Source organism: Cytobacillus depressus (assembly GCF_008923245.1).
Classification (GTDB): Bacteria; Bacillota; Bacilli; order Bacillales; family Cytobacillaceae; genus Cytobacillus; species Cytobacillus depressus.
On record NZ_WBOS01000003.1, the window covers coordinates 56,576 to 80,151 of the forward strand.

Annotated in this window: 24 protein-coding genes; 16 read left to right on the forward strand and 8 right to left on the reverse strand. The window is 40.8% G+C overall.

The genetic code is table 11. The features are described 5' to 3' along the window. The first annotated feature begins 95 nt into the window (after positions 1-95). From spoIID to F7731_RS26430, 11 genes are all read left to right on the forward strand, one after another. On the forward strand, positions 96-1,127 hold the full coding sequence (gene spoIID / locus F7731_RS09150) for a stage II sporulation protein D (RefSeq protein WP_151534485.1): 1,032 nt from the start codon (positions 96-98) through the stop codon (positions 1,125-1,127). A gap of 302 nt (positions 1,128-1,429) precedes the next feature. Further along, positions 1,430-2,305 carry a stage II sporulation protein SpoIIQ gene (gene spoIIQ, locus F7731_RS09155; protein WP_151534486.1) on the forward strand — a complete coding sequence of 292 codons (876 nt, stop codon included), beginning with the start codon at positions 1,430-1,432 and terminating at the stop codon, positions 2,303-2,305. 585 nt (positions 2,306-2,890) lie between these two features. Continuing rightward, positions 2,891-3,169: a sporulation transcriptional regulator SpoIIID gene (gene spoIIID / locus F7731_RS09160; RefSeq protein WP_151534487.1), complete on the forward strand. Its 279-nt coding sequence runs from the start codon at positions 2,891-2,893 to the stop codon at positions 3,167-3,169. A 752-nt stretch (positions 3,170-3,921) separates the two neighbouring features. Then, positions 3,922-4,923, forward strand: a complete 1,002-nt coding sequence (gene mreB / locus F7731_RS09165; protein ID WP_151534488.1) for a rod shape-determining protein — start codon at positions 3,922-3,924, stop codon at positions 4,921-4,923. Positions 4,924-5,209: 286 nt separating this feature from the next. Then, positions 5,210-6,031 (forward strand): flagellar hook-basal body protein, encoded by an 822-nt coding sequence (locus tag F7731_RS09170; RefSeq protein WP_151534489.1) that lies wholly within the window; start codon positions 5,210-5,212, stop codon positions 6,029-6,031. Positions 6,032-6,109: 78 nt separating this feature from the next. Beyond that, on the forward strand, positions 6,110-6,952 hold the full coding sequence (locus F7731_RS09175) for a flagellar hook-basal body protein (protein WP_151534490.1): 843 nt from the start codon (positions 6,110-6,112) through the stop codon (positions 6,950-6,952). Between the two features lie 177 nt (positions 6,953-7,129). After that, entirely contained in the window at positions 7,130-7,402 is a 273-nt protein-coding gene (locus F7731_RS09180) for a DNA-directed RNA polymerase subunit beta (RefSeq protein ID WP_151534491.1), read from the forward strand. 101 nt (positions 7,403-7,503) lie between these two features. Continuing rightward, positions 7,504-7,926 carry a 3-hydroxyacyl-ACP dehydratase FabZ gene (gene fabZ / locus F7731_RS09185; protein ID WP_151534492.1) on the forward strand — a complete coding sequence of 141 codons (423 nt, stop codon included), beginning with the start codon at positions 7,504-7,506 and terminating at the stop codon, positions 7,924-7,926. Positions 7,927-8,089: 163 nt separating this feature from the next. Next, positions 8,090-8,302: a YajG family lipoprotein gene (locus tag F7731_RS09190; protein WP_151534493.1), complete on the forward strand. Its 213-nt coding sequence runs from the start codon at positions 8,090-8,092 to the stop codon at positions 8,300-8,302. Between the two features lie 203 nt (positions 8,303-8,505). Next, positions 8,506-8,907 carry a hypothetical protein gene (locus tag F7731_RS09195; protein ID WP_343032853.1) on the forward strand — a complete coding sequence of 134 codons (402 nt, stop codon included), beginning with the start codon at positions 8,506-8,508 and terminating at the stop codon, positions 8,905-8,907. A gap of 26 nt (positions 8,908-8,933) precedes the next feature. Beyond that, on the forward strand, positions 8,934-9,080 hold the full coding sequence (locus F7731_RS26430; RefSeq protein ID WP_170289667.1) for a hypothetical protein: 147 nt from the start codon (positions 8,934-8,936) through the stop codon (positions 9,078-9,080). Between the two features lie 56 nt (positions 9,081-9,136). Here F7731_RS26430 and F7731_RS09200 read toward each other — a convergent pair whose 3' ends face one another. Then, positions 9,137-9,571, reverse strand: a complete 435-nt coding sequence (locus F7731_RS09200) for a YwpF-like family protein (RefSeq protein ID WP_151534494.1) — start codon at positions 9,569-9,571, stop codon at positions 9,137-9,139. 571 nt (positions 9,572-10,142) lie between these two features. Between F7731_RS09200 and ssb the strand changes: the two genes are divergently transcribed. From ssb to F7731_RS09215, 3 genes are all read left to right on the forward strand, one after another. Further along, positions 10,143-10,502, forward strand: coding sequence for a single-stranded DNA-binding protein (gene ssb / locus F7731_RS09205; RefSeq protein ID WP_151534495.1), 360 nt, complete (start codon positions 10,143-10,145; stop codon positions 10,500-10,502). After that, complete coding sequence (locus F7731_RS09210; RefSeq protein WP_151534496.1) at positions 10,499-10,708, forward strand: hypothetical protein; 210 nt, start codon at positions 10,499-10,501, stop codon at positions 10,706-10,708. Before ssb ends, F7731_RS09210 begins: the two co-directional genes overlap by 4 nt. A gap of 432 nt (positions 10,709-11,140) precedes the next feature. After that, entirely contained in the window at positions 11,141-11,575 is a 435-nt protein-coding gene (locus F7731_RS09215) for a hypothetical protein (RefSeq protein WP_246197167.1), read from the forward strand. 591 nt (positions 11,576-12,166) lie between these two features. Here F7731_RS09215 and F7731_RS09220 read toward each other — a convergent pair. Together F7731_RS09220 and F7731_RS09225 are read right to left on the reverse strand one after the other, a co-directional pair. Next, positions 12,167-14,989, reverse strand: a complete 2,823-nt coding sequence (locus F7731_RS09220) for a DEAD/DEAH box helicase (protein ID WP_151534497.1) — start codon at positions 14,987-14,989, stop codon at positions 12,167-12,169. Next, on the reverse strand, positions 14,982-16,598 hold the full coding sequence (locus F7731_RS09225) for an SWIM zinc finger family protein (protein ID WP_151534498.1): 1,617 nt from the start codon (positions 16,596-16,598) through the stop codon (positions 14,982-14,984). The genes F7731_RS09220 and F7731_RS09225 overlap by 8 nt, the downstream gene beginning before the upstream one ends. 793 nt (positions 16,599-17,391) lie before the next feature. Between F7731_RS09225 and F7731_RS09230 the strand changes: the two genes are divergently transcribed. Beyond that, positions 17,392-17,865 (forward strand): CarD family transcriptional regulator, encoded by a 474-nt coding sequence (locus F7731_RS09230; protein ID WP_151534499.1) that lies wholly within the window; start codon positions 17,392-17,394, stop codon positions 17,863-17,865. A gap of 118 nt (positions 17,866-17,983) precedes the next feature. Here the strand turns inward: F7731_RS09230 and F7731_RS09235 are convergent, their stop codons facing one another. Further along, entirely contained in the window at positions 17,984-18,538 is a 555-nt protein-coding gene (locus F7731_RS09235; RefSeq protein ID WP_151534500.1) for a 3D domain-containing protein, read from the reverse strand. Positions 18,539-18,875: 337 nt separating this feature from the next. Between F7731_RS09235 and F7731_RS09240 the strand changes: the two genes are divergently transcribed. Beyond that, positions 18,876-20,864, forward strand: coding sequence for a methyl-accepting chemotaxis protein (locus F7731_RS09240; RefSeq protein ID WP_246197168.1), 1,989 nt, complete (start codon positions 18,876-18,878; stop codon positions 20,862-20,864). A 203-nt stretch (positions 20,865-21,067) separates the two neighbouring features. Here the strand turns inward: F7731_RS09240 and F7731_RS09245 are convergent, their stop codons facing one another. The 4 genes from F7731_RS09245 to F7731_RS09260 form a co-directional block, all read right to left on the reverse strand. Further along, positions 21,068-21,286, reverse strand: a complete 219-nt coding sequence (locus tag F7731_RS09245) for a DUF2922 domain-containing protein (RefSeq protein WP_151534501.1) — start codon at positions 21,284-21,286, stop codon at positions 21,068-21,070. Between the two features lie 200 nt (positions 21,287-21,486). Then, positions 21,487-21,705 carry a DUF1659 domain-containing protein gene (locus F7731_RS09250; protein WP_151534502.1) on the reverse strand — a complete coding sequence of 73 codons (219 nt, stop codon included), beginning with the start codon at positions 21,703-21,705 and terminating at the stop codon, positions 21,487-21,489. Between the two features lie 198 nt (positions 21,706-21,903). Further along, positions 21,904-22,440 (reverse strand): hypothetical protein, encoded by a 537-nt coding sequence (locus F7731_RS09255; RefSeq protein ID WP_151534503.1) that lies wholly within the window; start codon positions 22,438-22,440, stop codon positions 21,904-21,906. Positions 22,441-22,488: 48 nt separating this feature from the next. After that, positions 22,489-23,373: a helix-turn-helix domain-containing protein gene (locus F7731_RS09260; RefSeq protein WP_151534504.1), complete on the reverse strand. Its 885-nt coding sequence runs from the start codon at positions 23,371-23,373 to the stop codon at positions 22,489-22,491. Positions 23,374-23,576: the final 203 nt, after the last annotated feature.

The window sequence follows — 23,576 nt, forward strand, 5'->3', positions numbered from 1 at the left end:
TGTCCTGTTGCATTGTCGACACTAGTACGTCCTGTATGTCGGGGCTAGGCGCCGAAGCTAGACAAATTAGATTACATTTTTATGGAGGCATATTCATGACAAAATTCAAACCTTTCATCGCACTAGCCGCACTGCTATTTTTCATTACGCTTTTGATCCCTTCCTTGCTCGTTCTCCCTTTTAAAGAAGAAAAGGTCACTGGAAGGCTTGGAGAGCATTTGAAAAAGGAAGGAGCTCCAATCCATACAGCAGAAACGTCAACTGGACCTTCAGTCGAGGTGGCTGTATTCCGAATGGGAAAAAAGCAGGTGGAGAAGCTTCCCCTCGAAGAATATGTTGTCGGTGTTGTTGCATCGGAAATGCCAAGGGATTTTGAAAAAGAAGCTTTAAAGGCGCAAAGCTTAGCTGCAAGAACATATATTGTGAATGAAATGATAAATGGAAAGCATTCTGAGCTTCCAGGAGGAGCGCTTGTCACGGATACCATACATCATCAGGTTTATAAAGATATAAATGAAATCAAGAAATCCTATGGTTCGGACTATGAGTGGGGTATCAAAAAAATTACCGAAGCTGTTAATGAAACAGCAGGCCAAATTATTGTGTACGATGGATCTCCTATAACAGCAAGTTTCTTTTCGACAAGTAATGGATATACAGAAAACTCAGAGTCTATATGGTTAAGTGCACTTCCTTATTTAAAAAGCGTTGAAAGCCCATGGGATCTAAAGTCCCCTAAGTTTAGCGATCAAAAGGTTTTTACGATTTCAGAATTTGAGAAAAAGCTAGGAGTAAAGCTCTCGAATAATAATACAATTGGCACCATTACCGAAAGGACAGCAGGAAAGCGCGTAGGCAAGGTAGAAATTAACGGCAAATCGATTGAAGGAAAAGACATTAGAGAGCTTCTGGGGCTAAAATCTACAGATTTCACATGGGAGCGCAAGGGTGAAAATATCATTATTAATACAAGAGGATACGGCCACGGAATTGGCATGAGCCAATATGGAGCCAATGGTATGGCAGCAGAAGGAAAAAACTATAAAGACATCATTTCCTACTACTACAAAGGCGTCGAAATCGCCGACTCCCAAAACTATCTAACTAAATACACTGCGAAAAAATAGGGTGTCAAAAATAGGGTGTCAGACACCTCTTGTGGACATTAGGGGGAGTTTGTCTTTTTGAGGTGGACAGTAAAAAAGGCGTCAAACACCGTCTTTGTTTGGTAATTGCATAAAAAAACAGAGAGTTACCGAGAATTAAGGGTGGCTCTCTGTTTATTTGCTTTAAACACCCCTTAAAAAATATTTTTCAAATCCATGCATAATCTTTTCTTTTTTGTCGAAAGATAATCTAAAAAAATATTTTTAAAGAAATGTATATAATTGTTCTAATCTGTTCAGAATGATTGCTGAGGTGATGATAAATGAGAGAGGAAGAAAAGAAACGATCTTCTCAAAATTCCAGCTTTAAGCGCTTTTTAAAGAAGCGTTGGGCATTCCCAGCTATCTACATTGCAGCAGCAGCAATCATTCTAACCGGAGTTCTTTGGTATCAAAACGCATTTAATAATGCGGCGGATACAGACAATGTGGATTACAATGCTACTGATATTCCGGGGAAAAAGTACAATGAGCCAGCAGTCGAAGTAAACCGTTCTATGGAAAACATTTTGTCTCCTGTTAAAAACGCAGAAGCAGCCGAAGTTAAAAGAGATTTCTATAACATGAATGGAAAGTCTGAGGAACAGGAAGCGGCTCTTGTATTCTACAATAATCAGTATCATCCAAATACAGGTATTGATTATGGAATGAAGGATGGCGAAACCTTTGATGTGGTTGCATCATTAAGTGGAACTGTTACAAAGGTCGATGAAGATGTGCTACTGGGAAATGTTATTGTTATTGAACATGACAATGGAATTGAAACACTATATCAATCAGTAAAAGATATTAGTGTCGAGGTTGGCGATGAAGTTAAGCAGGGCAACGTGATTGCAAAAGCCGGAGAAAGCATATTCGACGAAGAAACAGGTGTACACGTTCATTTTGAAATTCGCAAAGATGGCCAAGCTGTTAACCCGAATGACTTCTTCCAAAAACCGTTAAGCTCGCTACAAGAGTTTAAGCAAGCTGATGATACGAAAGCAACAAAGGAAAAAAAGGTTGAAGAAGATAAGACTTCTGAAGATAAATCAGACAAAGACTCTTCAAATGATGAAGAAAAGGATTCCGAAGACAAATCTAATAACGACACAGAAGAAAACTCAAAAGAATCCTCAAAGGAATCCTCAAACGCATAATAGAAGGCCCGCCGATTTGGCGGGTTTTATTTTTCGGGGGTTAGCGTATTATTAATCTATAAACGAATAAATTTAATCTCAAATAATCCCCGTAAACAATCAAAAATTAAATACGACCACTAATTTGATCAAAAAATGTAGGGAACTCCATCAATCGACAATTTCTCGGGAAATATCTAATAAAATTCTAATTTCCACCATATTACCTCCTTATTTTTCCCCAAAAAATCTTATAGCTGCAAATTTAAAAAAGAACCAAAAATAATAAAAAAACAAATTTTCAAAAAACTTTCGCAATACCTTGTCCCTATTGTCTTTTTTGTGCATATATCAGCAACCAAGCTAATAGACTGTTACAAACCTACAAAGAGAGTGGTTGAGGTGAGGAGTCGTTTTGCAGACAGTAGCGAATGTGCCTTAGGACATGTTTATTCACCGTAAGCTCAGAAAGTATCATCTTTCTGCCGCAATGGATCAAATTCAAGGCCCCAAAGGGTACTGATCATGCGGAATAGAGTATAGATCAAAGCGAAAAGCGAGTCTCATTTCACACTCCTCACATCCAATTTAGGGAGGGCGAGTGGTGTGCACGATTACATCAAAGAGAGAACTATCAAGATTGGAAAGTATATCGTGGAGACGAGAAAAACAGTTCGCGTTATAGCGAAGGAGTTTGGCGTATCCAAAAGTACAGTCCATAAAGACTTGACAGAAAGACTACCTGAGATTAACCCTGAACTGGCGAATGAAGTAAAGGAAATTCTAGATTATCATAAATCAATCCGACACTTACGCGGGGGAGAAGCGACAAAAATGAAATATAAAAAGGAGGAAATGGAGGAAGAGGTGATAAAATTAAAATGAACCTTCATTCAGTAGGGGTTCCAACGCACAGGACGTGATAGTGCCGCCAAAGACATTAGGCGGTGGCGTTCTTAGTCGGAGTTCATCCCCCATTGAATGTTAGTTGAACTTATCATGCTCAAAGCGCCATGTCCTCCCAAAAGCTCTGCTTTTGGTCGTGCGATGTATGGCTGCCGCAGTGTTCCTTGTCCTGTGGCTTTCTCCTGACTAGGACATCATGTCCGTCGTCGGCCTTTACGGGCAGTTGATCTCCCGCCTAAACTTTTTCGAATCATCTAAGTTTTAAGGTGGAAGACTTACTGCCCGTGGATCTGGGATAAAGTGAGAAAATGGACATAAATCTACGTAAAGCAATCAGCAAAATGTCGCTGGTTGCTTTTTACATGATAGGATATTGAGCCTATCCCAATAGGAGAGCGGTTCTCCCATCAGAATGTTCTATCTTCCGACAAAATTCTTCAAAAACCCTCACAATTTCTGACAAAAAATTATTTAATTTATATAGAGTGTGGTAGAATAATGAATTAGGATAGAACTTGATTCGTAAATCAAAAATGTTTACAACTAGCTGAGATAAGGTAAGTAGAGTGCTTCGTTTACGGAGCAATTAATTAAAAATTATTTATAGCGAGGTTCGCTTTATATCGCTAATAGCATAAGAAAATGTATTGGGCTTTTTCCTGCCCGGTGCTTAATTTATGCCCAAGAGGGAATGGCGGACAGGGCCAGTAGTCAGGAGGAAAGAAGAGAGAATGTTTGCAAGGGATATTGGGATTGACTTAGGGACGGCGAACGTACTGATTCATGTGAAGGGCCGCGGGATTGTTTTAAATGAACCAGCAGTCGTAGCGATTGATAAGAATACGAATAAAGTACTAGCTGTTGGTGAAGAAGCACGCCGAATGGTTGGACGGACACCGGGGAATATTGCTGCAATACGTCCGCTTCGAGACGGAGTGATTGCAGATTTTGATGTAACAGAAGCAATGCTGAAGCATTTTATCAACAAGTTAAATGTGAAAGGCTTTTTATCGAAGCCGCGGATATTGATTTGCTGCCCAACAAATATCACAAGTGTAGAGCAAAAGGCGATTAAGGAAGCAGCAGAAAAAAGCGGCGGTAAGAAAATCTACTTAGAGGAAGAGCCAAAAGTTGCTGCAATCGGCGCTGGCATGGACATTTTCCAACCGAGCGGAAATATGGTCGTTGACATTGGTGGAGGAACTACAGATGTTGCAGTTCTTTCAATGGGTGACATCGTTACAGCTTCTTCAATTAAAATGGCAGGGGATGCTTTTGACAGCGAGATCCTTCAATATATTAAACGTGAATACAAATTATTAATCGGAGAAAGAACAGCCGAAAATATTAAAACAAGCATTGGAACGGTATTCCCAGGCTTAAAGAGCGAAGAAATGGAAATTCGCGGACGTGATATGGTTTCCGGCCTTCCAAGAACGATTACTGTTCGTTCAGACGAGATCGAACGTGCATTAAGGGAATCTGTTTCCGTTATCGTACAGGCAGCAAAAAGCGTTCTAGAACGTACACCACCTGAATTATCAGCAGATATCATTGACCGCGGTGTCATTCTTACAGGCGGAGGAGCGTTACTGCATGGCATTGATACTCTTCTTGCTGAAGAACTTAAAGTGCCTGTCCTTATTGCTGAAAATCCAATGGATTGCGTGGCGATCGGTACCGGCGTCATGCTTGATAATATTGATAAGCTTCCAAGACGCAAGCTAGGATAATTTTAGAACAGTGGAGATCGAGTGTAAAGCCGAAAAGGGTTTTCGCTCGGTTTTTTTATACTTCAAATAAATACGAATGTATGTTCCTGTATAGATGATAACAAATATTCGAATAAATAACAAGCCTCCCCTCCATAAAGTTTTAAAAAAACAAAGTTTCTACAAATATCTGCTATTTCTTTCAAAATCTAATGTATATTTTGCAGATTTTTTCTATAATAGGGGTAAGTGAAAAATGACGGATGATACATAGCTATTTTCAAAAGTATTTTAATGAGGTGGACTTATGTTCAGAGGGTTTTATACAGTTGCGTCCGGGATGGCTGCTCAGCAGAGACGAACCGAGATGTTAACAAATAATATGGCTAATGCGAATACTCCAGGCTTTAAAGCCGATCAATCCACATTAAGGGCTTTTCCAGAAATGTTATTGCAGCGGTTTGACCAGCAAAACATCCCAACGGAAAATGGGCTTAAACTGCCTTTTAATAAAAAAATTGGCACTCTCAATACGGGAGTTTATTTGCAGGAAGCCATCCCTAACTTTATTCAAGGGGATTTAAAGGAGACAGGCCTGCAGACAGATTTGGCTTTATTGAACGTCTCCATGCCAGCTAACGGCAGTGTTTATTTCACAGTTGCCGGCGCAAATGGAGATCAGCAGTATACGAGAAATGGGAACTTTACCGTTGATGGAGATGGTTTTCTTACAACAGCAAGCGGTCACTTTGTATTAGATGAAACGGGAAATCGCATTCAGCTAGCGAGCGATCGGTTTACTCTTAGTGAAGACGGTGTGCTAACAGGAGAAAATGGCAAAAGAGCAAGATTGGGTGTTGCGTTTGCAGAGGATTCAAACCGCCTTATCAAGCAAGGAGATGGGTTCTACCGAACGGAGAATGGAAATACCCTTCCGACTGCTTATAACGTGGCAGGTGCTCAATTTAAGCTTCAGCAAGGGTTTATCGAGCGATCCAACGTCGATGTTGGCAAAACAATGACAGAAATGCTGTCCGCCTACCGTGCTTTTGAGGCAAATCAGAAAGTATTACAGGCTTATGATCGCAGTATGGAAAAAGTGGCGAATGAGGTTGGACGAGTCGGTTAATTCTTAATGATTTATCTAGGAATCGGGACCCTATTACATTTGGAGTTCAAGAAAATTAACCGATAAAGGGAGATAACGATGAATAGGACAATGATTACGGCGCAAAATACATTAACTCAGCTCCAAAAGCAAATGGATATTGTTAGTCATAATATGGCAAACATCGATACAACAGGCTATAAGCGGAGAGAAGCAAGCTTCACAGATTTGCTTTTCCAGCAATTTAATAACCAGACACTTCCTCAATTAGAGACGAATCGCTTAACGCCAAATGGCATTCGGCAAGGGGTAGGGGCTAAGCTGGCCCAATCACAAATGGTAGGGAGCCAGGGAAGCGTGAAAACGACCGAACGATCTCTTGATTTTGCTTTTACAACTGAGGGACAATACTTTAAAGTGCTAGAGCAAGGGGAGAACGGGTCTTCCATTCGCTATACGAGGGATGGGGCATTTTACTTAACACCCTTATCGCCAAATGAAACGATGCTTGTTACAGGAAGTGGCCATCCGGTTTTGGATGAGAATAATAATCCGATTACCATTAACGGCCCGATAAAGGAATTTTCTTTACAGGACAATGGCCGTGTATTGGTTTCAATGAATAACGGTAGTACGGTTGAGTTCAATCTAGGAGTTGTCCAGGTCAAGAAATCTCAATTCTTTGAGCAAAAGGGTGAAAACCTCCTTGGACTTCCGGAAAATTTTGCGGAATTAAATACGTCGATGGATGAAATTTTAACAGAGTTAAATGGCCCTTTAAGAAATCAAATTGCCATTCAGCAAGGCGCACTTGAGCAATCAAATGTTGATATGTCTAAGGAAATGCCAGAATTGATTACTCTTCAGCGAGCCTATCAGTTTCAATCGAGATCCATTTCAATTGCTGACCAGATGATGGGACTTATCAACGGAATTCGTTAAAAGGGGTTGTTCAAAAAGTCCGGGAAAAACTCCTCGAAAAAGAAGAACACTTTTTCTTCGTGCGAGGAAAATGCTCGAAGCGACCAGCTAGCGTTCCGGTGCTCGGAGGCTGCGCTTCCTTGAACTTCTCGGCTCTTTTTGTCCTCCTTTTTGAACACATACTAAAGGGGAATAAACATGTCATTGAACAACAATAATCAAGAAGCAGCGAATACGCGTGAACAACTAAAGAAAGAACGCAAAATCAAAACGGAAAAAATACGTAATCGCCGCATACGGGTGCGTTTAATTCCGATTTGGCTGCGGATTATCATTGTTGCCTTTTTAATTTGTATAAGCGGGATTGCTGGCGCTGCCTTCGGATACGGCGCTATGGGCGGTGGCAATGTGAAGGAAATTTTTAATAAATCCACCTGGACGCATATTATTGATCTTGTGGATAAGGACTAAAAAGGGACCCTAGTTCCCTTTTTTATTTTATTTAACTTTGCAAACGTTGAATTTTTCTAATAAAATAGGTTATAACCTAATGTTAGGAGGAGGTACTAATTATGTTAGATACTACACAAATTAAAGAAATTATTCCTCATCGCTATCCATTTTTACTTGTTGACCGTATTTTGGAGGTTGAGGAAGGGCATAAGGCGGTTGGAATTAAAAATGTCACAGCAAATGAAGAGTTTTTTAACGGACATTTTCCTGATTACCCGGTAATGCCAGGAGTCCTTATTGTTGAGGCGCTTGCGCAAGTGGGAGCGGTTGCGATTCTTAAAAAGGAAGAAAACCGTGGACGTTTAGCGTTTTTTGCCGGAATTGATAAATGCCGCTTTAAAAAACAAGTAAAGCCAGGGGATCAATTACGTTTAGAGGTGGAAATCACTCGTCTGAAAGGGCCAGTCGGCAAAGGAAAAGCCATTGCTACCGTTGACGGGGAGTTAGTCTGCGAAGCAGAAATTATGTTTGCCTTACAATAATATTTTTTGAACGAAAGCCAGCAAATGAATGAAATGCTGGCTTTTTTTGTTGAATTGTAAATTCCAAATTTTCCTAGTGAAAGTTATAGCTGTTTTTGGGAAATATAACAAAAGACCCGTAAAAACGGTCACTCAAAAACAAAAAGGAAAGGAGCTTTTTCTAATGAATAAAAAGCTTTTAAACATGATTGGAGGCTCTGTTCTTGCGGCGTTGCTACTATCCGGCTGTGCAACTACTAAACAAGAGCCGCCTCCTCCAACCACCAATGATAACGTCAATCAACCTGGAGTCAATGATAGAAACGATAATATCACCCCGGGTACGAAAGACCATAACGGTGTCAACAATCAAGACAATATGAACAAGAAAAGATAACATTTTGAAAAAAGAGCAGGGGGAACTCTGTTCTTTTATTTTTTTTGGATAATCGGCTTCATTCTTGCTAATAACAACTAATATCATGGATAAACTTCCCATTTATTTACTCGATTATTGTATTTTTTTTTAAAACTATGATAATGTATTAATATTAAGTTTGGCTTGATATTTGTTATTAACTGGGGGGTACTCATACTAGAATGATGTTTAAAGACCTTTCACAAGGAATAAAAATAAGTATTGCTCGTTCGATTACGACTTCGTTTGAACAATATATGATCAGTATTGAGTGGGATGAAAAGCGATTTAGTATGCAAAACTTTGTAAATGAGTGGCGAGATTATATCAATAATCACTCATCTTGGTTCAATCAAATTAGTGATGAAATGAAGGAAAATCCTCAGTTTCACGAAGAGCTGGCGGATAAAATTAATGTTGCTATAGAAAAGATTTTTACTGAGGAACCGACTGAAGCTCAAATCGAGGAAATTAACAGCCTACAAAAAGAGCTTAAAGCTGAGGTTAGCTATTCCTGTAAAATGGAAGCAAAATATGTAATCGATAAAATGAAAGAACAGCTAAAAAAAAAGCAGAGCAATTAAGGCCTGCTTCTGAGAAAGAAATTAAATTGGCTTCTATTTTATATTTCCATGCTTACGGACATGATCTCCCGTTGCGGGATTACCGAAAGCAGGATATCGAATATATTATTCAGCAACTATTGAGCGTGGAGGAAGAAGGGCTCGATCCTTTTTCGGGCCAGCTTGTCCATTAATTCACATAGATAAAAAAAGAGTCAGACTATCGAGTCCTGACTCTTTTCGTGTTTTTCTATTCTTTTTTAGCGGCGGTTAAATGAGGTTTTCCGCGAAGGATCGTCTTAAATTCCTTCATAAGCTCCTCGCCTGCCAAACCTTTATCAATCAGCTTCTTCAAAACAACTTCCGCATAATCATCATTGTTTTTCATCAGCTTACCTTCCATAAGAATACTCATATGATCTTTCAGATGTTTAATTGTTATAATCCTTGATTGCAAAGCAGCCGGGCTATTTTCCTTTTTCGTAATGACCACTTGAACAATAAGCTCCTTGCCTTCCTTGAAAAGCTTTTGGAAATAATCATCATAGGATTTGTTAATATAAAATTCCAGCAACCATGTGTTTCGCTCATTTTCTTGATTAATAATTAAGCCATCATTCAGGTCAATCTCTACCAATGAATCATCCTCGACTACTTGTAACGAGATGAGCTTAAATGTCTTCATCCTTTTCCTCCCGTCGTCCAATATTCATTTGGCGAATGCCACAGATTTTAGAGGTTGTTCAAAAAGTCCGGGAAAAATTCCTCGAAAAAGAAGTGCACTTTTTCTTCGTGCGAGGAGAATGCTTCGAAGCGACCAGCTAGCGTTCTCGTGCTCGAAGGCTACGCTTCCTTGAACTTCTCGGTTCTTTTTGTTCTTCTTTTTGAACACACACTTTTTGAGGAATTATCAAGCTTAAGTCAATCTGGGCGAAAAATACACCAAGGCGAATTTCATTCAATCTTAATAAAATTATAGCACAGTCACTTTAGGGAATCGAATTTAGCTGGGACCACTATTGATTGAAAAATGTTCATTTAGTATGAGTCAAGCGAAAACGCCTTTTGTCGAAAAATCTTTACCGAAATGTCTAAAATTGATATTTTGAATTGGTTTTCAGCAAAAATACGACCTTTTTCCTGTCGGAACTGTCAATATAGTTCTAAAATCCCTTTAGAAATTCAATTTTCGACTTTTTACTTTTTCCCCACAAAGCGATTATGATAAAGCCAATGAAGAGGAGGGGTGATCAAATATGATAAATCAAGTAACGTTGGTGGGAAGGTTGACGAAGGACCCTGAGCTAAGAAGAACGATGGAGGGAACGCCAGTGACAGGTGTGACGTTGGCAGTAAATCGGCACTACCGAAATCAACAAGGAGAAATTGATGCTGATTTTGTCCAATGTACTCTTTGGAATAAAACCGCCGAAAACACAGCGCGCTATTGTCAAAAGGGTTCATTAATCGGAATTACTGGCAAGATTCGAACGCGCAGCTATGACAATCAAGAAGGCAAAAGGGTGTATGTAACTGAAGTTTTAGCAGATTCAGTACGGTTTCTCGAGCAGAAGCGGGCCGAAGAAGTTTTCTCTAAAGTAGGGGGAATCAAGTGAAAAAAGAGAAGGAATTGGAGAATTTAATTGAAACACTTATACGAATGCTTGGCAAATCAAATGAAAAGGTAAGTGACTTAACAAACCGCGTCAACCAGCTTGAGGTCATCCTTCGTGAATCATTGATGCCTATGTATCATCCGATTCAAGAAGCGGATGATAAAGTGAAACTTCATTCAGTGGGGGGGCGCTTTATCCCCCACTGAATGCTAGTTGAACTTATCGGGCCTTTACGGGCAGTTGATCTCCCAGCTAAACATCTCCGATTCATCTAAAGTTTTGAGGTGGAGTCTTACTGCCCGTTAATCTGCGATAAAGTTGATTACACAAAATATCCTTCATAAAGCTTTCCTCCATATTTTCCAATCCCTTTTCCCTCATACAAAGAATCAACCGTATCCCCATTCATCCCCAATTTTACGAGCCGGCGCGAAATGCGCCGGATTTTTTTGCTATTAGGACGTGCTGTAGTGCCCTTTAACCCAATCAGTGTCCCACTGAATATGTGAAAAATAATCACATAATGACGAAAAAGAGCGAATTTACTGGTTTTAGGGCAGGAAATAGTGGAATGCTGTCGAAGTAATATATAGGATAATAGTCCTAATATACTTTTAACGGAAATGGAGCGATTAGATGTGTTGTTTAAAGAGAAAAGTAACTTAAAGACTTCATTTTATTTTCGCGGTGAAAAGGTGGATGGAAAACATCTTAACATCAACCATCAGCCGGGTTTCTTCGATGCCCTCGAATTATTGAATCCCCGCAAGCCTAAATCCTATCGTAAAATTCCTCTAAGGAAAAAGACAAGGCTTCGTTTTTACTACCTAGAAAATAACATCAAAAAGCCAATCCACTATCAATTCAATTTGAAAAAGGGATTCATCGCAATCAATAAATCCGCAAAAGCCGGAGATCATCGCTATTTATCTTGTTTTTTAATAAAAGAAGGCAGCAAAGTCTCATATATGGTCAACTGGCCGAATGAGAAAGAAAAAGTGCCGATTAAAAAACAGCCCACGATTCTTGAAGGCGGCAAGACGAAGAAGGTTGAAGTGGGGATTGGAAAGTAGGTGGAATGATTGGGGAAGAGAACCCGTACCGTGAGCTCATTATGGTACGGGTTTTTTAAGGGGAAAATTGGAATACGCGTGACGTGAGCTCGTCATGGACCGTGTTTTACAAAATAAAATAGAAAACCTTCGCCATGAACCAGTCATGGAACGCATTTTTCCGAAAATAAGAGAAAATCCACTCCATGAACTAGTCATGGACCGCGTTTTTTGAAAATAAAGAGAAAATCCACTCCATGAACTAGTCATGATACGCGTTTTTCCGAAAATAAAGAGAAAATCCACCCCATGAACCAGTCATGGACCGCGTTTTTCCGAAAGTAAAGAGAAAATCCATTCCATGAACCAGTCATGGACCGCGTTTTCCCGAAAATAAAGAGAAAACCCCCTCCATGAACCAGTCATGGACCGCGTTTTTCCGAAAGTAAAGAGAAAATCCATTCCATGAACCAGTCATGGACCGCGTTTTCCTGAAAATAAAGAGAAAACCCACTCCATGAACCAGTCATGGACCGCGTTTTTCCGAAAATAAAAGAAAACGCGTATCATGAGCACCTCATGATACGCGAATTTACAAATCTAACACTACCCCTAACTCAAATACACCAAATTCCGCAGATCTTCCGTCGAGAGCTCCGTAATCCAGCTTTCGCTTTGGATGATCTGGTCATTTAAAGATTGCTTCTTCTCCAACATGGCGTCGATTTTTTCCTCGAGTGTGCCGGTGCAGATGAGCTTGTGGACGTGGACAAAGCGTTTTTGTCCAATCCGGTAGGCGCGGTCGGTTGCTTGGTTTTCGACAGCGGGGTTCCACCAGCGGTCATAGTGGATGACATGGTTCGCTGCGGTTAAGTTCAAGCCAGTGCCGCCTGCCTTCAGTGATAATAGAAAAACAGGGAACTCATGATTTTGGAACTTCTCAATCATCCGATCGCGTTCGTTTTTCGGAACACTGCCATTCAAAAACGGAACGTCCACACCGAATTTTTTCTTAATCATGGACCGGATCATGTTGCCCATCTCAATATACTGAGTGAAAATCAGGCAGCTTTCTCCTTGGTCCAATACAGAATCAACGAGCTCGCTCAGCTTCTCGAGCTTAGCGGAGCGCTCAATCATCTTCGCTGGCTTTTCTTCTTTTAAATAAAGTGCAGGGTGATTGCAAAGCTGCTTCAGACGACTCAACATTTGCAAAATCAAACCTTTGCGCTCAAAGGCAGACAACTTTTCGATCTGCTCAAACGTGTCTTTAATCAGTTGTTCATATAAGGAGGCCTGCTCAGCTGTTAACGGGCAATATTCCTTTTGCTCGAGTTTGTCTGGAAGATTGAGCGCTACTTCATCATCCTTTTTCGTACGCCGCAGCAGGAAAGGGCGAATGAAAGCTTGGAGCTGCTGCACTTTTTCCTTATTGTCATCTTTTTCAATTGGGAGGACAAACCGCTTTTGAAATTGCCCCGTGCTGCCTAAATACCCGTGATTCGTAAAATCAAAAATCGACCAAAGCTCGGCTAAGCGGTTTTCCATGGGGGTGCCGGTCAAGGCAATATGATGCTTGCCCTTTAGCTTCCGAACGGCTTTTGACTGCTTCGTTTGCGCGTTTTTAATATTTTGCGCCTCATCAATGCTGATCGAGCTCCATTCGATCCCAACAAAATCCTCCTCATCCATATGGGTGAGGCCGTAGGAGGTGAGCACAACATCGGCTGCCGTTACTTTTTCTGTAAACTCATCGCCTTTCGCGCGATTTCCTCCATAATGAAGATACACATTCAGCTTAGGTGCAAACCGCTCAATTTCCTTCTGCCAGTTTCCTAACACAGAGGTCGGACAGATAATCAACGCAGGTCCGCTGTCTTTTTCCGTTTCTTTTACTTTTAAAAGATAAGAAATGAGCTGAATCGTTTTCCCGAGTCCCATATCATCGGCTAAGCAAGCGCCAAACCCATATCTTCGCAAAAATAGCATCCAGCTCATGCCGAGTTTTTGATATGGACGAAGCTCTCCTTGAAAAGAAGCTGGCACTTCCTCAAGCGGAATGTCCTTCACGTCCCGAAGCTGCTTCACCATTTGCTTCCACTGGCGGTTCAGCTCAATTTGGATGCGGGCAAATGCTTTCGGATTTTCCAAATCGTCCTCCGCCTGAGATTCATCGGCCATTAGCTCCTGCTCAATTAAATCACGGACATGGAGTCCTTCTTTTTCCGCCTTTTTCATTAAATCCTGGATTTGCCGAACGAAGGCAGGGTCGAGCTTAATCCAGCGACCGCGAATATAAACGAGACGACGCTTTTCCTCGACCATGCTGCGGAATTCATCCTCTGACAAATCCACTCCGTTCATCGATATGCGCCAGTCATAATCGAGCATGGCCTGTAGTCCAACGAAGGAAGGGCGATGGCTAGTGGATTGCCCCTTTAACCGCGCTTTCACACGTAAGCTCGCATTTTTCATCGCTTGCCACCAAGAAGGCAACAGAATTGCAATCCCAAGGGAGAGAAGGGTTTCACTTGCTTCGGTCAAAAATGTCCAGGCTTCATCCTCCGTTAAGCGTGTCGAAATGCCTTTATCGCCTTTTAACCAAGGAAAAACATTCAGCCATCTTTCCTGTTCCTTTTCGATTGCATCCTCGTACTTTTTCCAGCCGCGTGGATAGTTCGCGTAATCATGGGCATCCACAAGCAATTCGGGATTTTTTTTCCCGCGGAGAAAAATGCTTAAATCCCAATTTTCATCTAAATCCGCAGGCTCTTCCAGCTTCAATCCAATCGTAAAAGGAACGTCGTTTTCCTTAATGCCTATCCATTCCTGCCAGCTTTCTTCATCGAAATAAGCGGCGAGATCGCGAGGGGAAAGATCGCTCGTTCTTAGCGTATTGATTTTTCCGCTTAAATCCTCACGCAGCTTGCTATTCCGCCCGAAATACGCGTCCAATGCATGGTGAAATAAATCGCCGGTAAATGTTTGAACAGATTGCTCTTCAATCACTTGCTCCCAGAAGGAAGAACCAAATTCCTGTACAACGCGGTCTGGCAATGCCCAGCGGAACTCGCCATTTTCCCAGGCGGAGAAATCAGGTATCCATTCCTTTTCCGAAATTGCCTCATATATAGGAAGGGAAGCGGCTAAGCAAATTTGCGCTGTCTCATCCCAATCCCACTCGATAAAGGAGTTGAACTGTTCCTTGGCAAATAATGTGACAAGCTGCCAGCCGTTTAGGAGAATATCTGTCTCCTCGGCAGTCTTGTCCGTTTGAAAAATCGTTCCATAGAAGCTTTCCTCATGTCGATGGAAAAGCAGTTTCACCCAGAAATCGGGATCGAAATAATGGCCATCATCGTCCAGAGCCGAAAGTGCATAGAGATCCGTAGTAATATGTCGAACATGAATGTTTATTTTTCTAATATCAAGCATCGATCAGCTTTCCCCTTTTACACTCTTCCTGAAAGGCACGGAGACGTTTTGTTTTTTCCAGCAATGCCTCTAGGAAAAATGCCCAATCATCTTGTCGTTTCAATTTTTTATATAAAGTCCTTAGTTTTTTCAATTTGCGCACAGCTTGGCGGTAATGGTCCCGGCCTTTATGAGCGATATGGCTTTGGACCGACTGGTGGTAGAGCGGTAGAAGTAAAGACGGTTCGGCTTTTTCAATCACTTTGATCCGGCTTTTCGGAAGCATGTCGATATCATAATTCAGCATCGCCTGCAAATCCGTCCAGCGGGCAAAATCCTCATTTTCAAAAAGAATATCCTCATATTCACTAAAGCTGTATGGCAGCAATTCAAAGAGCGCTTTTTCATAGAGATCCTGTCTGCCAGCCTCCGTACAATACGGCTGAATTGCCCGAATCGCCATATTCGTAAAACTGCGATTCGCGTAGTGGTTATCTTCAATATGAATATATTCCCGCAGCTTTTTGATGAATTCCTCCACATAGGGGCCCATGCGTTTCCATTCCTTATGACTTGTAAAAAGCCCGAGCCAGTAAAGAAAATACGGGGTTAGCCATTTATCAGTACCGGACAGCTGATCAAGTGCGATTTCATCGTCACCTAATAGGATGTGCTGATGAGTGATCCCAACGGAAATCGGAAAATTTTTGTTTTCAATCGCTCGAAGTTTTGCGACCTCCTCTTGACACCAAGCCTTCTTTTTGAAAAACTTCGCCCATAATAACCGGTATATTTGAATTTGTTCAAAATCAAGCGTGAATTCACCCATTAGAATGTCAGCAGAATCCGCCTTGAATTTTTCAATGAATTCATCAAAGGCAAACGGAAGGGAGTGAACGGAAAGTTTCTCCGTCGCATCCACAATATCCTGAATTAAATCTTCGAAAAGATGAAGGTAGTAGCGGTTAATGATCTCACGCGAATGGCCGAGTTCGGTGCTTAGCTTCATTAAATATTTGAAAGAAAAAAAGTAGCCAATTAGGTGATAAAGGAGCTTCCATTCCTGCTCGAACGGGGCGTTTGCCTTCCACTGCCTCGTATAAATGTGAAAAAGCTCGGAAATAGTGTAAGGTTTCGGCTCGCCATTTCTTGTCATAATCGCGGTGAAGCTTTCATGGAAGGCCGCTACCCATCTATCGTAATCGGGTTTTTGTCTGCTCGAGCTTGTTAATAAATCCCTTGCCGTTTGCAGTCCAAGCAGTTGAACTGCCTTACTCTCTTTTAGTGGCTTTCTCCAATCAGCGGCCCAGTCCATCACACTCGTTGCCTGTGAAAGCAGCTGGAAAAACACAGCAAGTTGATGACGGCAAAACCCATCCGCCGGACAAGAGCATTCGCTTAAATTGATATAATCAAGATCCAGCAACACCCTTGCCGGCATCACATCTTGAACAACACCCGATATGTTAGTCCCATCAAAGCGAATTTGCGAAACAAGCCTCTGCCGAAAAAGCAGCAGCCCCTTCTGCACCAACCGTTCATCCTCCTCAATTCTAGGACTTAACATATCCTTCAATTCACTCGCCGCAAAATCCAACGGCTCCAACAAATGCTCCGGAATGCTCGACATAGAAAATACCTCCTTTACGGTGTTAAAGCGGTTTTTGGTGTCAGACACCATTCGTGGACAATCCTAACTTTTTTCTCCCTGGTGCGGACACTCAATGGACAGTTTATATGGTTTGTCCTTTTGAGGTGTCAGACACCTTAAAAGGACAATGTGGGTTGTTTGTGTTTTTGGGGTGGACATTTATCGGTTGAAATATGTCCGTATCATAGGTATCGGTATATTAAAAAAATCCATTCCTATATTATACCATTATGGAGGATGGCGTTAAAGGGGAGAGGGCTTGGCGTGATTATGAAAACATTTCTTGAATTTATACGAGAAATTCTGAAGGGAATGGTGCGTGAAATATTCGCCTATTTCTTTCGGAAAAATGTACTAGAACGCAAGAAAACCACCCGACGCCGTCGAAAGCAGGGTGGCCGCTGAAAAAATAAAAACAAATAGACAACTACCACTCTTACTGTAACAGTTGCATTGAGAAGTGTTACTAGCACTTCTCTTTTTTATTATATTCTTATTGCACACGAAATAAACCATGTGATAAAGTTCCCTCCGGTAGAGCTTTAGATTTTTAGAGGAATTAATCGGGCAGCTTTATTAAAAATCAGGGAAAAGAGAATGTGATTAAGACTCATTATCTCGGTGCATTATTAGCTTCGGATCAACCATTTATTTCCTTTTAAATTTTAAATAAATATATTGACCAACAGTATTAATTCGTGGTATATTAATAAATTTGGTAAAAATCGCTGCATGTGTTACAATATAAATGTAAGTATATGGAGGCGATGATATGTTTCAAATTGGCGACAAGGTTTTTTATCCAATGCATGGGGCAGGCATCATTAAGGCCATAGAAGAACGTGAAGTTTTAGGTAAGAAAAGGGAGTATTGTATCATAAATATCCCATTAAATAAGATGGATGTTATGATACCATGGGACACTATTTCAATATCTGGCGTCCGGTCCATTGTAGATCGGAAAACAATGAATGAAATATTGTTTGATTTTCACAATGTGGAGTCCGATTGTTCTCTCCCCTGGAAGGAAAGATTCAAATCGAATACAGAGAAATTGAAGACGGGAAGGATGGAGGAATCGGCTGAAATTGTTCGAGATCTCCTGCATCGCAATAAGGAAAAATCACTGAATACAAGCGAGAGGCAAATGCTCAATCAAGCACAAAGAAATATCATAAGTGAGCTTGTTTTAATTAAAGATATTACCGCGGACGAAGCAGCTGATTTATTGAAGCAGACTAGCTAGCAGGCATCGTGAACTTCTAGGGAGCTAACGTGAACGTAGCACCCTTTTCTTTCGGAAAATTGTACTAACACGAAATATAAAAAAATCAGACCCCGCAAATATGTAGGGTCTGATTTTTTTATTGATAAACCTTAATCTTCACCGTTTTCTTACCCCATTGGATCGCTTGCTGCTTGGATGGGATAAAAACATCGATTTTGTTGCCTTTGACGGAGGAGCCTTTATCTGCAGCGATGGCTTCGCCGTAGCCAGGTATGTAAACCTTTGAGCCGAGCGGGATCACTTTTGGATCAACTGAGATGACTTTTGCGTTTGGGTTCTTTTTCAAGTTGATTCCAGTGGCAGTGATGCCGCTGCAGTTTGTGCAGCTTGCTGTATAGGCAGTAGCGGTTACTGTGATCTCTTTGTAGCTTGCAGACTTCACAGCAGGTGCAGCTGGCTTCGCTTGTGCTGCGTTGGGCGAAATTATTAATACTTGTTTAGGCTTGAGTGTTTCTGATTTAAGATTATTCCATGACTTTAATTTCTGCACAGAAACATAATGTTTTTTTGAAATTCCCCAAAGGGTATCTCCTTTTTTGACTTCATATGTATTCCCTGCGGCTAGGGATGAATTTGAAAAACCAAATAGTAGTAAAACGGAAGTAGATAGACAGAATAGTAGTTTCTTCATAACGAGATTCTCCTTTTCTTTTCTCTGTAAAAAGAATAATAACAGAGGAAGATAACAGGAACGTTGCAAAATATTACTATTTTCATTACAAAATAAACGACCTTTGTAATAATTCGAGAATTATTACTGTTCCAAATTGGAAAATTTTGTTGAAACTTGACGATTTAGGGGGTATACTTTTGAAATACATATTTCCAGTATTCAGCAATTATTGCATGTAAAAGTACTAAGTTTCTATAAAGGGACATTCAGGATGTAAAATCCGTATTGCTACTTTTTTCATAGAGTAGCCTTTTTTACGTTTAGCGAGAATTATTACAAAAGAAAGAAGGTTATCATGAATATGAACAACAAGAAAAAAACAAAGAAGAAAAAATTTTTTACTTTTACAATTAGAAAAAAGCTAATCTTATCGTTTCTATTCATTTTGCTCATTCCATCTATTACAATTGGGCTCTCTTCTTATATAAACGCCTACAATAATATAAAGGAAAAAATCCAGCTTAGCTCAAGTGAAAATATTCAAGTCATTGATAAATTCATTACGAGCTTTATTGATCCGAAATTAAATGATGCGGCCTATTATGCCAATCATTTTAATCAAAACTCTTTTTCTAGTACGAACCGTCAGATGACAATCGAGGATTTAATAGAATATCAATCGCTGCATCCTGAAAGTGTTACTGCTTTTGTTGGTTCCGAGGAGGGCGAATTTATTCTTTACCCTAACCACAAAATGCCGGATGGCTATGATGCTAGAAAAAGAGATTGGTATACGCTGGCAAAAGCGGCAAGTGGAAGAACCATTGTTACGGAGCCATATAAGGATGCTTTTACAGGCGATATCCTTGTGACAGTTGCCCATGCACTTGAAGATGGGACAGGGGTATTTGGCATCGATCTTAGTTTAGAGGCATTAAGAAGTTTGACAGAAGGAATTAAAATTGGAAATAAAGGCTACCCGGTGATCTTGAGCGCGGATGGAAATTATTTAGTACATCCGGAATTCGAACCTGGAACAAAGGCAGAGGGCAGTTGGGTTCAGCCTGTTTTGGAAATGATTGAAGGACGTGTAAGCGATCAGGAAAACCAGTTCGATTTTGCAACGAATGGGAAAACAGGATTGAAAATTGCCGGCGTCATGGCATTGGACGAAGTGAATCAAGATGCTAAACCGATATTAATGACGACTGTATGGATAGTCGGTCTTTTTATCCTAGTTGGTGTGATTCTTACTTATTTCGTCATTCAGTCGATTACAAAACCTTTAGACGAGCTTGTTACTGCAACGGAAAAGGTCAGTGAGGGCGACCTGACGCAAACCTTTAAGTGGAAAAATAATGATGAAATTAGTCGTTTAGGCATGAGCTTTAATCAAATGGTCGCATCTCTCCATGAGCTCATTCAAAGTGTCGAGGAAAAAGCTGAGCTCCTTGCCGCTTCTTCTGAGCAGCTCATGGCAAGTGCAGAACAAAATAATATGGCGACTGAGCAAATTGTAGAAGCCATTCAAGAAGTGGCATCTGGAACGGAAAAACAATCTTCGATGGTCGAGGAAAGCAATGGAATCGTTAAAAATATGGCAAAAGAAATGGAAGTGATGATCGGCCATTCGCAAACCGTTCGTCATACTTCGCTTGAAGCGGCTGCGAGCATATCGAATGGAAATGACGCCATTCAATTAACAACCCAGCAAATGTCCAGCATCCATCAGACGATTGCTAAACTTGGCACAGTTGTTGAAGATCTTAGAAAACGCTCGATTGATATTAATCAAATCATTGATGTGATCTCTGGAATTGCTGACCAAACGAATCTTTTAGCATTAAATGCGGCGATCGAGGCGGCAAGAGCGGGGGAGCATGGCAGGGGATTCGCGGTCGTTGCAGATGAGGTGCGGAAATTGGCGGAACAGTCCTCTAAATCAACAGAAACAATTAGAGAATTAATCTCGTCCATTCAAATCGATACAAGCGACGCGGTCGAATCCATGAACAAAGGCTCCGTGGAAATTGAAAAAGGAATGGAGCTTGTGCAAAGTGCAGGGGGCGCCTTCCGTGAAATCAAGCAATTCATCGACGAGGTAAACGCCGAAATTCAAGTGATGTCTGCGTCAATAAATGAGGCTTCAGCTGGAACCGAGCAAGTGGTCGGGATTGTCAAGGGCATCGAAAATATTGCTCTAAAAACAACCTCCGACAGCCAAAATGTATCCGGCGCCACTGAAGAACAACTAGCTTCCATGGAGGAAATCACCGCTTCGGCCTCATCCCTTGCTTACATGGCAGAGGAGTTGAAGGGGGTAATTGGGAAGTTTAAGATGTAGGTCGTAACGGACATTTTGGAGGAAATCGACTGTGGGAGTGTCCGTTATAAGTGGAATAACGGACACATTGAAAGAAGTCGAGAGTGGAAATGTCCGTTATAAGCGGGAATAACGGACATTTTGATAGAAAGCAAGAATTGAAGTGTCCGAAACAAATCTCAAAAAGACCGGCTTTGCATTTTAGCAGACCGGTCTTTTCCCAATTATTCTAATTCATACGAAGTCACATTCCGCTCAATGACCCTTGCTTCCCTAACCTCCACAAGAGAGCCGTTCATCGTTTCGAATACATCGGCTGCAATAATTTGCTCCATCGCCTGCTTAACGGCAATTGGATCAATCGGCTCCTTCGGGTTATCCACGGAAAGCCGTGAAAGCTTCCCGATATCAGTGACAAACGTCAATTCTAATGATTTAGCCATGAGAATCATCCTCCTTTTTTCACGTTAAGAAAGTATAAATTGTCAGCGAAGAAGTTAATTCGACGTAGTCGCCAATTTTAGGAATTAAGTAGAAGTGCAACTACGCCTCTGTCTTCGCCTTTCCAAGGCTTGCCAATCGGCGAGTTTTCTTTATTCGAAAAGCTCACTGGGGAAGGCTGGGCCTAGCCCCAGTTTTGGGATTAACCAACAATATCAAAGCTGTCGTTCCTTACAACGGATGCTAAAAGGTCGTTGCTTAAAGAAGCAATCGCTTGAGCCGCTTGATGAAGCTGATCAGCAGTCGCTGTATTCTTCACATTTCCAAGAGTTTTCGTTTTGAAAATTGGCTCACCTTTATCGTTCAAACCAGTTTCAAACCTTAGACGAAGCTTCGTATCGATCATTAACGCTTGTGCCATGTTTCTCACCCCCTCTCACCCTTTATATATAAGTGGGAGCGAGAGAAGGACAGGGGGAAGGAATATTTTTTGAAGAAGAATAATGGGCATGAAAAAAGCGAGTGATTTAGGTGTCATCACTCGCTTTGCTTATGTATATTCATAGAAGATATTATGTTATTAGGCTAGATCGGAACCGATACGATGTTTAGTATGGTACTATACAAGATCCTTATTTCCACCCACGCTATGTTGGGAAGGATACCAAGCAAGCTTCTTATCTCCACCTACACTATGCTGGGAAGGATACCAAGCAAGATCCTTTGCTCCACCTACACTATGTTGGGAAGGATACCAAGCAAGATCCTTTGCTCCACCTACGCTATGTTGGGAAGGATACCAAGCAAGCTTCTCTCCTCCACCTACGCTATGTTGGGAAGGATACCAAGCAAGATCTTTTACTCCACCCACGCTATGTTGGGAAGGATACCAAGCAAGCTTCTCTCCTCCACCCACGCTATGTTGGGAAGGATACCAAGCAAGATCCTTTACTCCACCTACGCTATGTTGGGAAGGATACCAAGCAAGCTTCTCCCCTCCACCCACGCTATGTTGGGAAGGATACCAAGCAAGTTCTTTCTCTCCACCTACACTATGTTGAGAAGGATACCAAGCTGTTTCTGAAAGGTTGGTACCAGCAGCACCTACACCTAGAATAGAAAGAGATAGGATAGAAATCTTTAATAACTTTTTCATATTCTCACCAACTTTCACAATTTTTTCAATAATGATAAGTAAATTGTATCAGGACTTTAGTATTTTATCAATCTCACTTTTCATTATTCTTAATAGATTGGTTTTCCCTTCCAGCTCTAATAAGTGAAGGCACTCATCTAAGTAGTACTTTCCTTTATCTAATTGGCCCATTTTTACATAGTTTTCACCTATCTGATAGTGAAATTCATTTAATAGAAAAAGCAATTCCTCATTTATACACAGATTCAAACCTTTTTGGCTGTAAGAAAGTGACTTTTCTAATTCTCCTAGTTCGGTTAATGCTTGAGAAAGTCCGAAAAGTATTCTTAGTTTTCCTTTTATATTTAAAATATGTGGGAGTTTTTCAATGTTACTTAATGCTTCCATGAAAATAGTAACTGCGCTTTTAAAATTGCCAATTTCATTAAAGATGCTTCCAATACTAGTTAATATTTCGATTTCTCGTTCTGATAGTGACACGCGTTTTGGATTAGTAACAGATATCGCCTTACTCAACAAATCCAAAGCCTGATCCGCATTCCCATTTAAATAGTAGGAACAAATCCCCTCATGCCACAGCAAATACTGCTTCAATGATTTCTGGCTAAACAGCGGGTTTTCCTTTTCCTGTTGGATAATATTGTGGATGGCTTCGTAATTCCGCTCTCTTTTGTATTTTTCAATGAGTTGGATAACGGCATTTGGGAAGTGGACCGTTGTTTTGGATGCAATGTCGAAGAAGTAGGTTAATTCCATATCAAGCTTTTGGGCGAATTGGTAAAGAACATCAAGGGTAGGGTAGGATCGTTCTTTTTCGAAAGAGATTAATTCATCGACTGTGCAGATGCCTTCTGCTAATTCCTCTACTGATAAATTTTTATATTGACGAACGGATTGGAGGATTTCTCCAAATAAATACTTCTCTAGTTTCATCTATATCCCTCTTTTCAACAATCGCTAATTCGATAGTAACATATATTTCATGCTTAAATACAGAGAAAGGGGTCCTATATTGAGAAAATTCAAATAGTTATCCCGATAAAAGGAACCGTCTTCTTTCAATATATAATATAACGGTAAAAATAGCATGTTTTTATCGTTTAGTGTGCGAAAAAATTACACAAAAACCTATAAAA

What these genes read in the sequence shown, in the direction of transcription:
- spoIID (WP_151534485.1), top strand. Translation starts at nt 96, where the DNA reads ATGACAAAATTCAAACCTTTCATCGCACTAGCCGCACTGCTATTTTTC.
- spoIIQ (WP_151534486.1), top strand. Translation starts at nt 1,430, where the DNA reads ATGAGAGAGGAAGAAAAGAAACGATCTTCTCAAAATTCCAGCTTTAAG.
- mreB (WP_151534488.1), top strand. Translation starts at nt 3,922, where the DNA reads ATGTTTGCAAGGGATATTGGGATTGACTTAGGGACGGCGAACGTACTG.
- F7731_RS09170 (WP_151534489.1), top strand. Translation starts at nt 5,210, where the DNA reads ATGTTCAGAGGGTTTTATACAGTTGCGTCCGGGATGGCTGCTCAGCAG.
- F7731_RS09175 (WP_151534490.1), top strand. Translation starts at nt 6,110, where the DNA reads ATGAATAGGACAATGATTACGGCGCAAAATACATTAACTCAGCTCCAA.
- F7731_RS09180 (WP_151534491.1), top strand. Translation starts at nt 7,130, where the DNA reads ATGTCATTGAACAACAATAATCAAGAAGCAGCGAATACGCGTGAACAA.
- fabZ (WP_151534492.1), top strand. Translation starts at nt 7,504, where the DNA reads ATGTTAGATACTACACAAATTAAAGAAATTATTCCTCATCGCTATCCA.
- F7731_RS09190 (WP_151534493.1), top strand. Translation starts at nt 8,090, where the DNA reads ATGAATAAAAAGCTTTTAAACATGATTGGAGGCTCTGTTCTTGCGGCG.
- F7731_RS09195 (WP_343032853.1), top strand. Translation starts at nt 8,506, where the DNA reads ATGATGTTTAAAGACCTTTCACAAGGAATAAAAATAAGTATTGCTCGT.
- F7731_RS09200 (WP_151534494.1), bottom strand. Translation starts at nt 9,571, where the DNA reads ATGAAGACATTTAAGCTCATCTCGTTACAAGTAGTCGAGGATGATTCA.
- ssb (WP_151534495.1), top strand. Translation starts at nt 10,143, where the DNA reads ATGATAAATCAAGTAACGTTGGTGGGAAGGTTGACGAAGGACCCTGAG.
- F7731_RS09220 (WP_151534497.1), bottom strand. Translation starts at nt 14,989, where the DNA reads ATGCTTGATATTAGAAAAATAAACATTCATGTTCGACATATTACTACG.
- F7731_RS09225 (WP_151534498.1), bottom strand. Translation starts at nt 16,598, where the DNA reads ATGTCGAGCATTCCGGAGCATTTGTTGGAGCCGTTGGATTTTGCGGCG.
- F7731_RS09230 (WP_151534499.1), top strand. Translation starts at nt 17,392, where the DNA reads ATGTTTCAAATTGGCGACAAGGTTTTTTATCCAATGCATGGGGCAGGC.
- F7731_RS09235 (WP_151534500.1), bottom strand. Translation starts at nt 18,538, where the DNA reads ATGAAGAAACTACTATTCTGTCTATCTACTTCCGTTTTACTACTATTT.
- F7731_RS09240 (WP_246197168.1), top strand. Translation starts at nt 18,876, where the DNA reads ATGAATATGAACAACAAGAAAAAAACAAAGAAGAAAAAATTTTTTACT.
- F7731_RS09245 (WP_151534501.1), bottom strand. Translation starts at nt 21,286, where the DNA reads ATGGCTAAATCATTAGAATTGACGTTTGTCACTGATATCGGGAAGCTT.
- F7731_RS09250 (WP_151534502.1), bottom strand. Translation starts at nt 21,705, where the DNA reads ATGGCACAAGCGTTAATGATCGATACGAAGCTTCGTCTAAGGTTTGAA.
- F7731_RS09255 (WP_151534503.1), bottom strand. Translation starts at nt 22,440, where the DNA reads ATGAAAAAGTTATTAAAGATTTCTATCCTATCTCTTTCTATTCTAGGT.
- F7731_RS09260 (WP_151534504.1), bottom strand. Translation starts at nt 23,373, where the DNA reads ATGAAACTAGAGAAGTATTTATTTGGAGAAATCCTCCAATCCGTTCGT.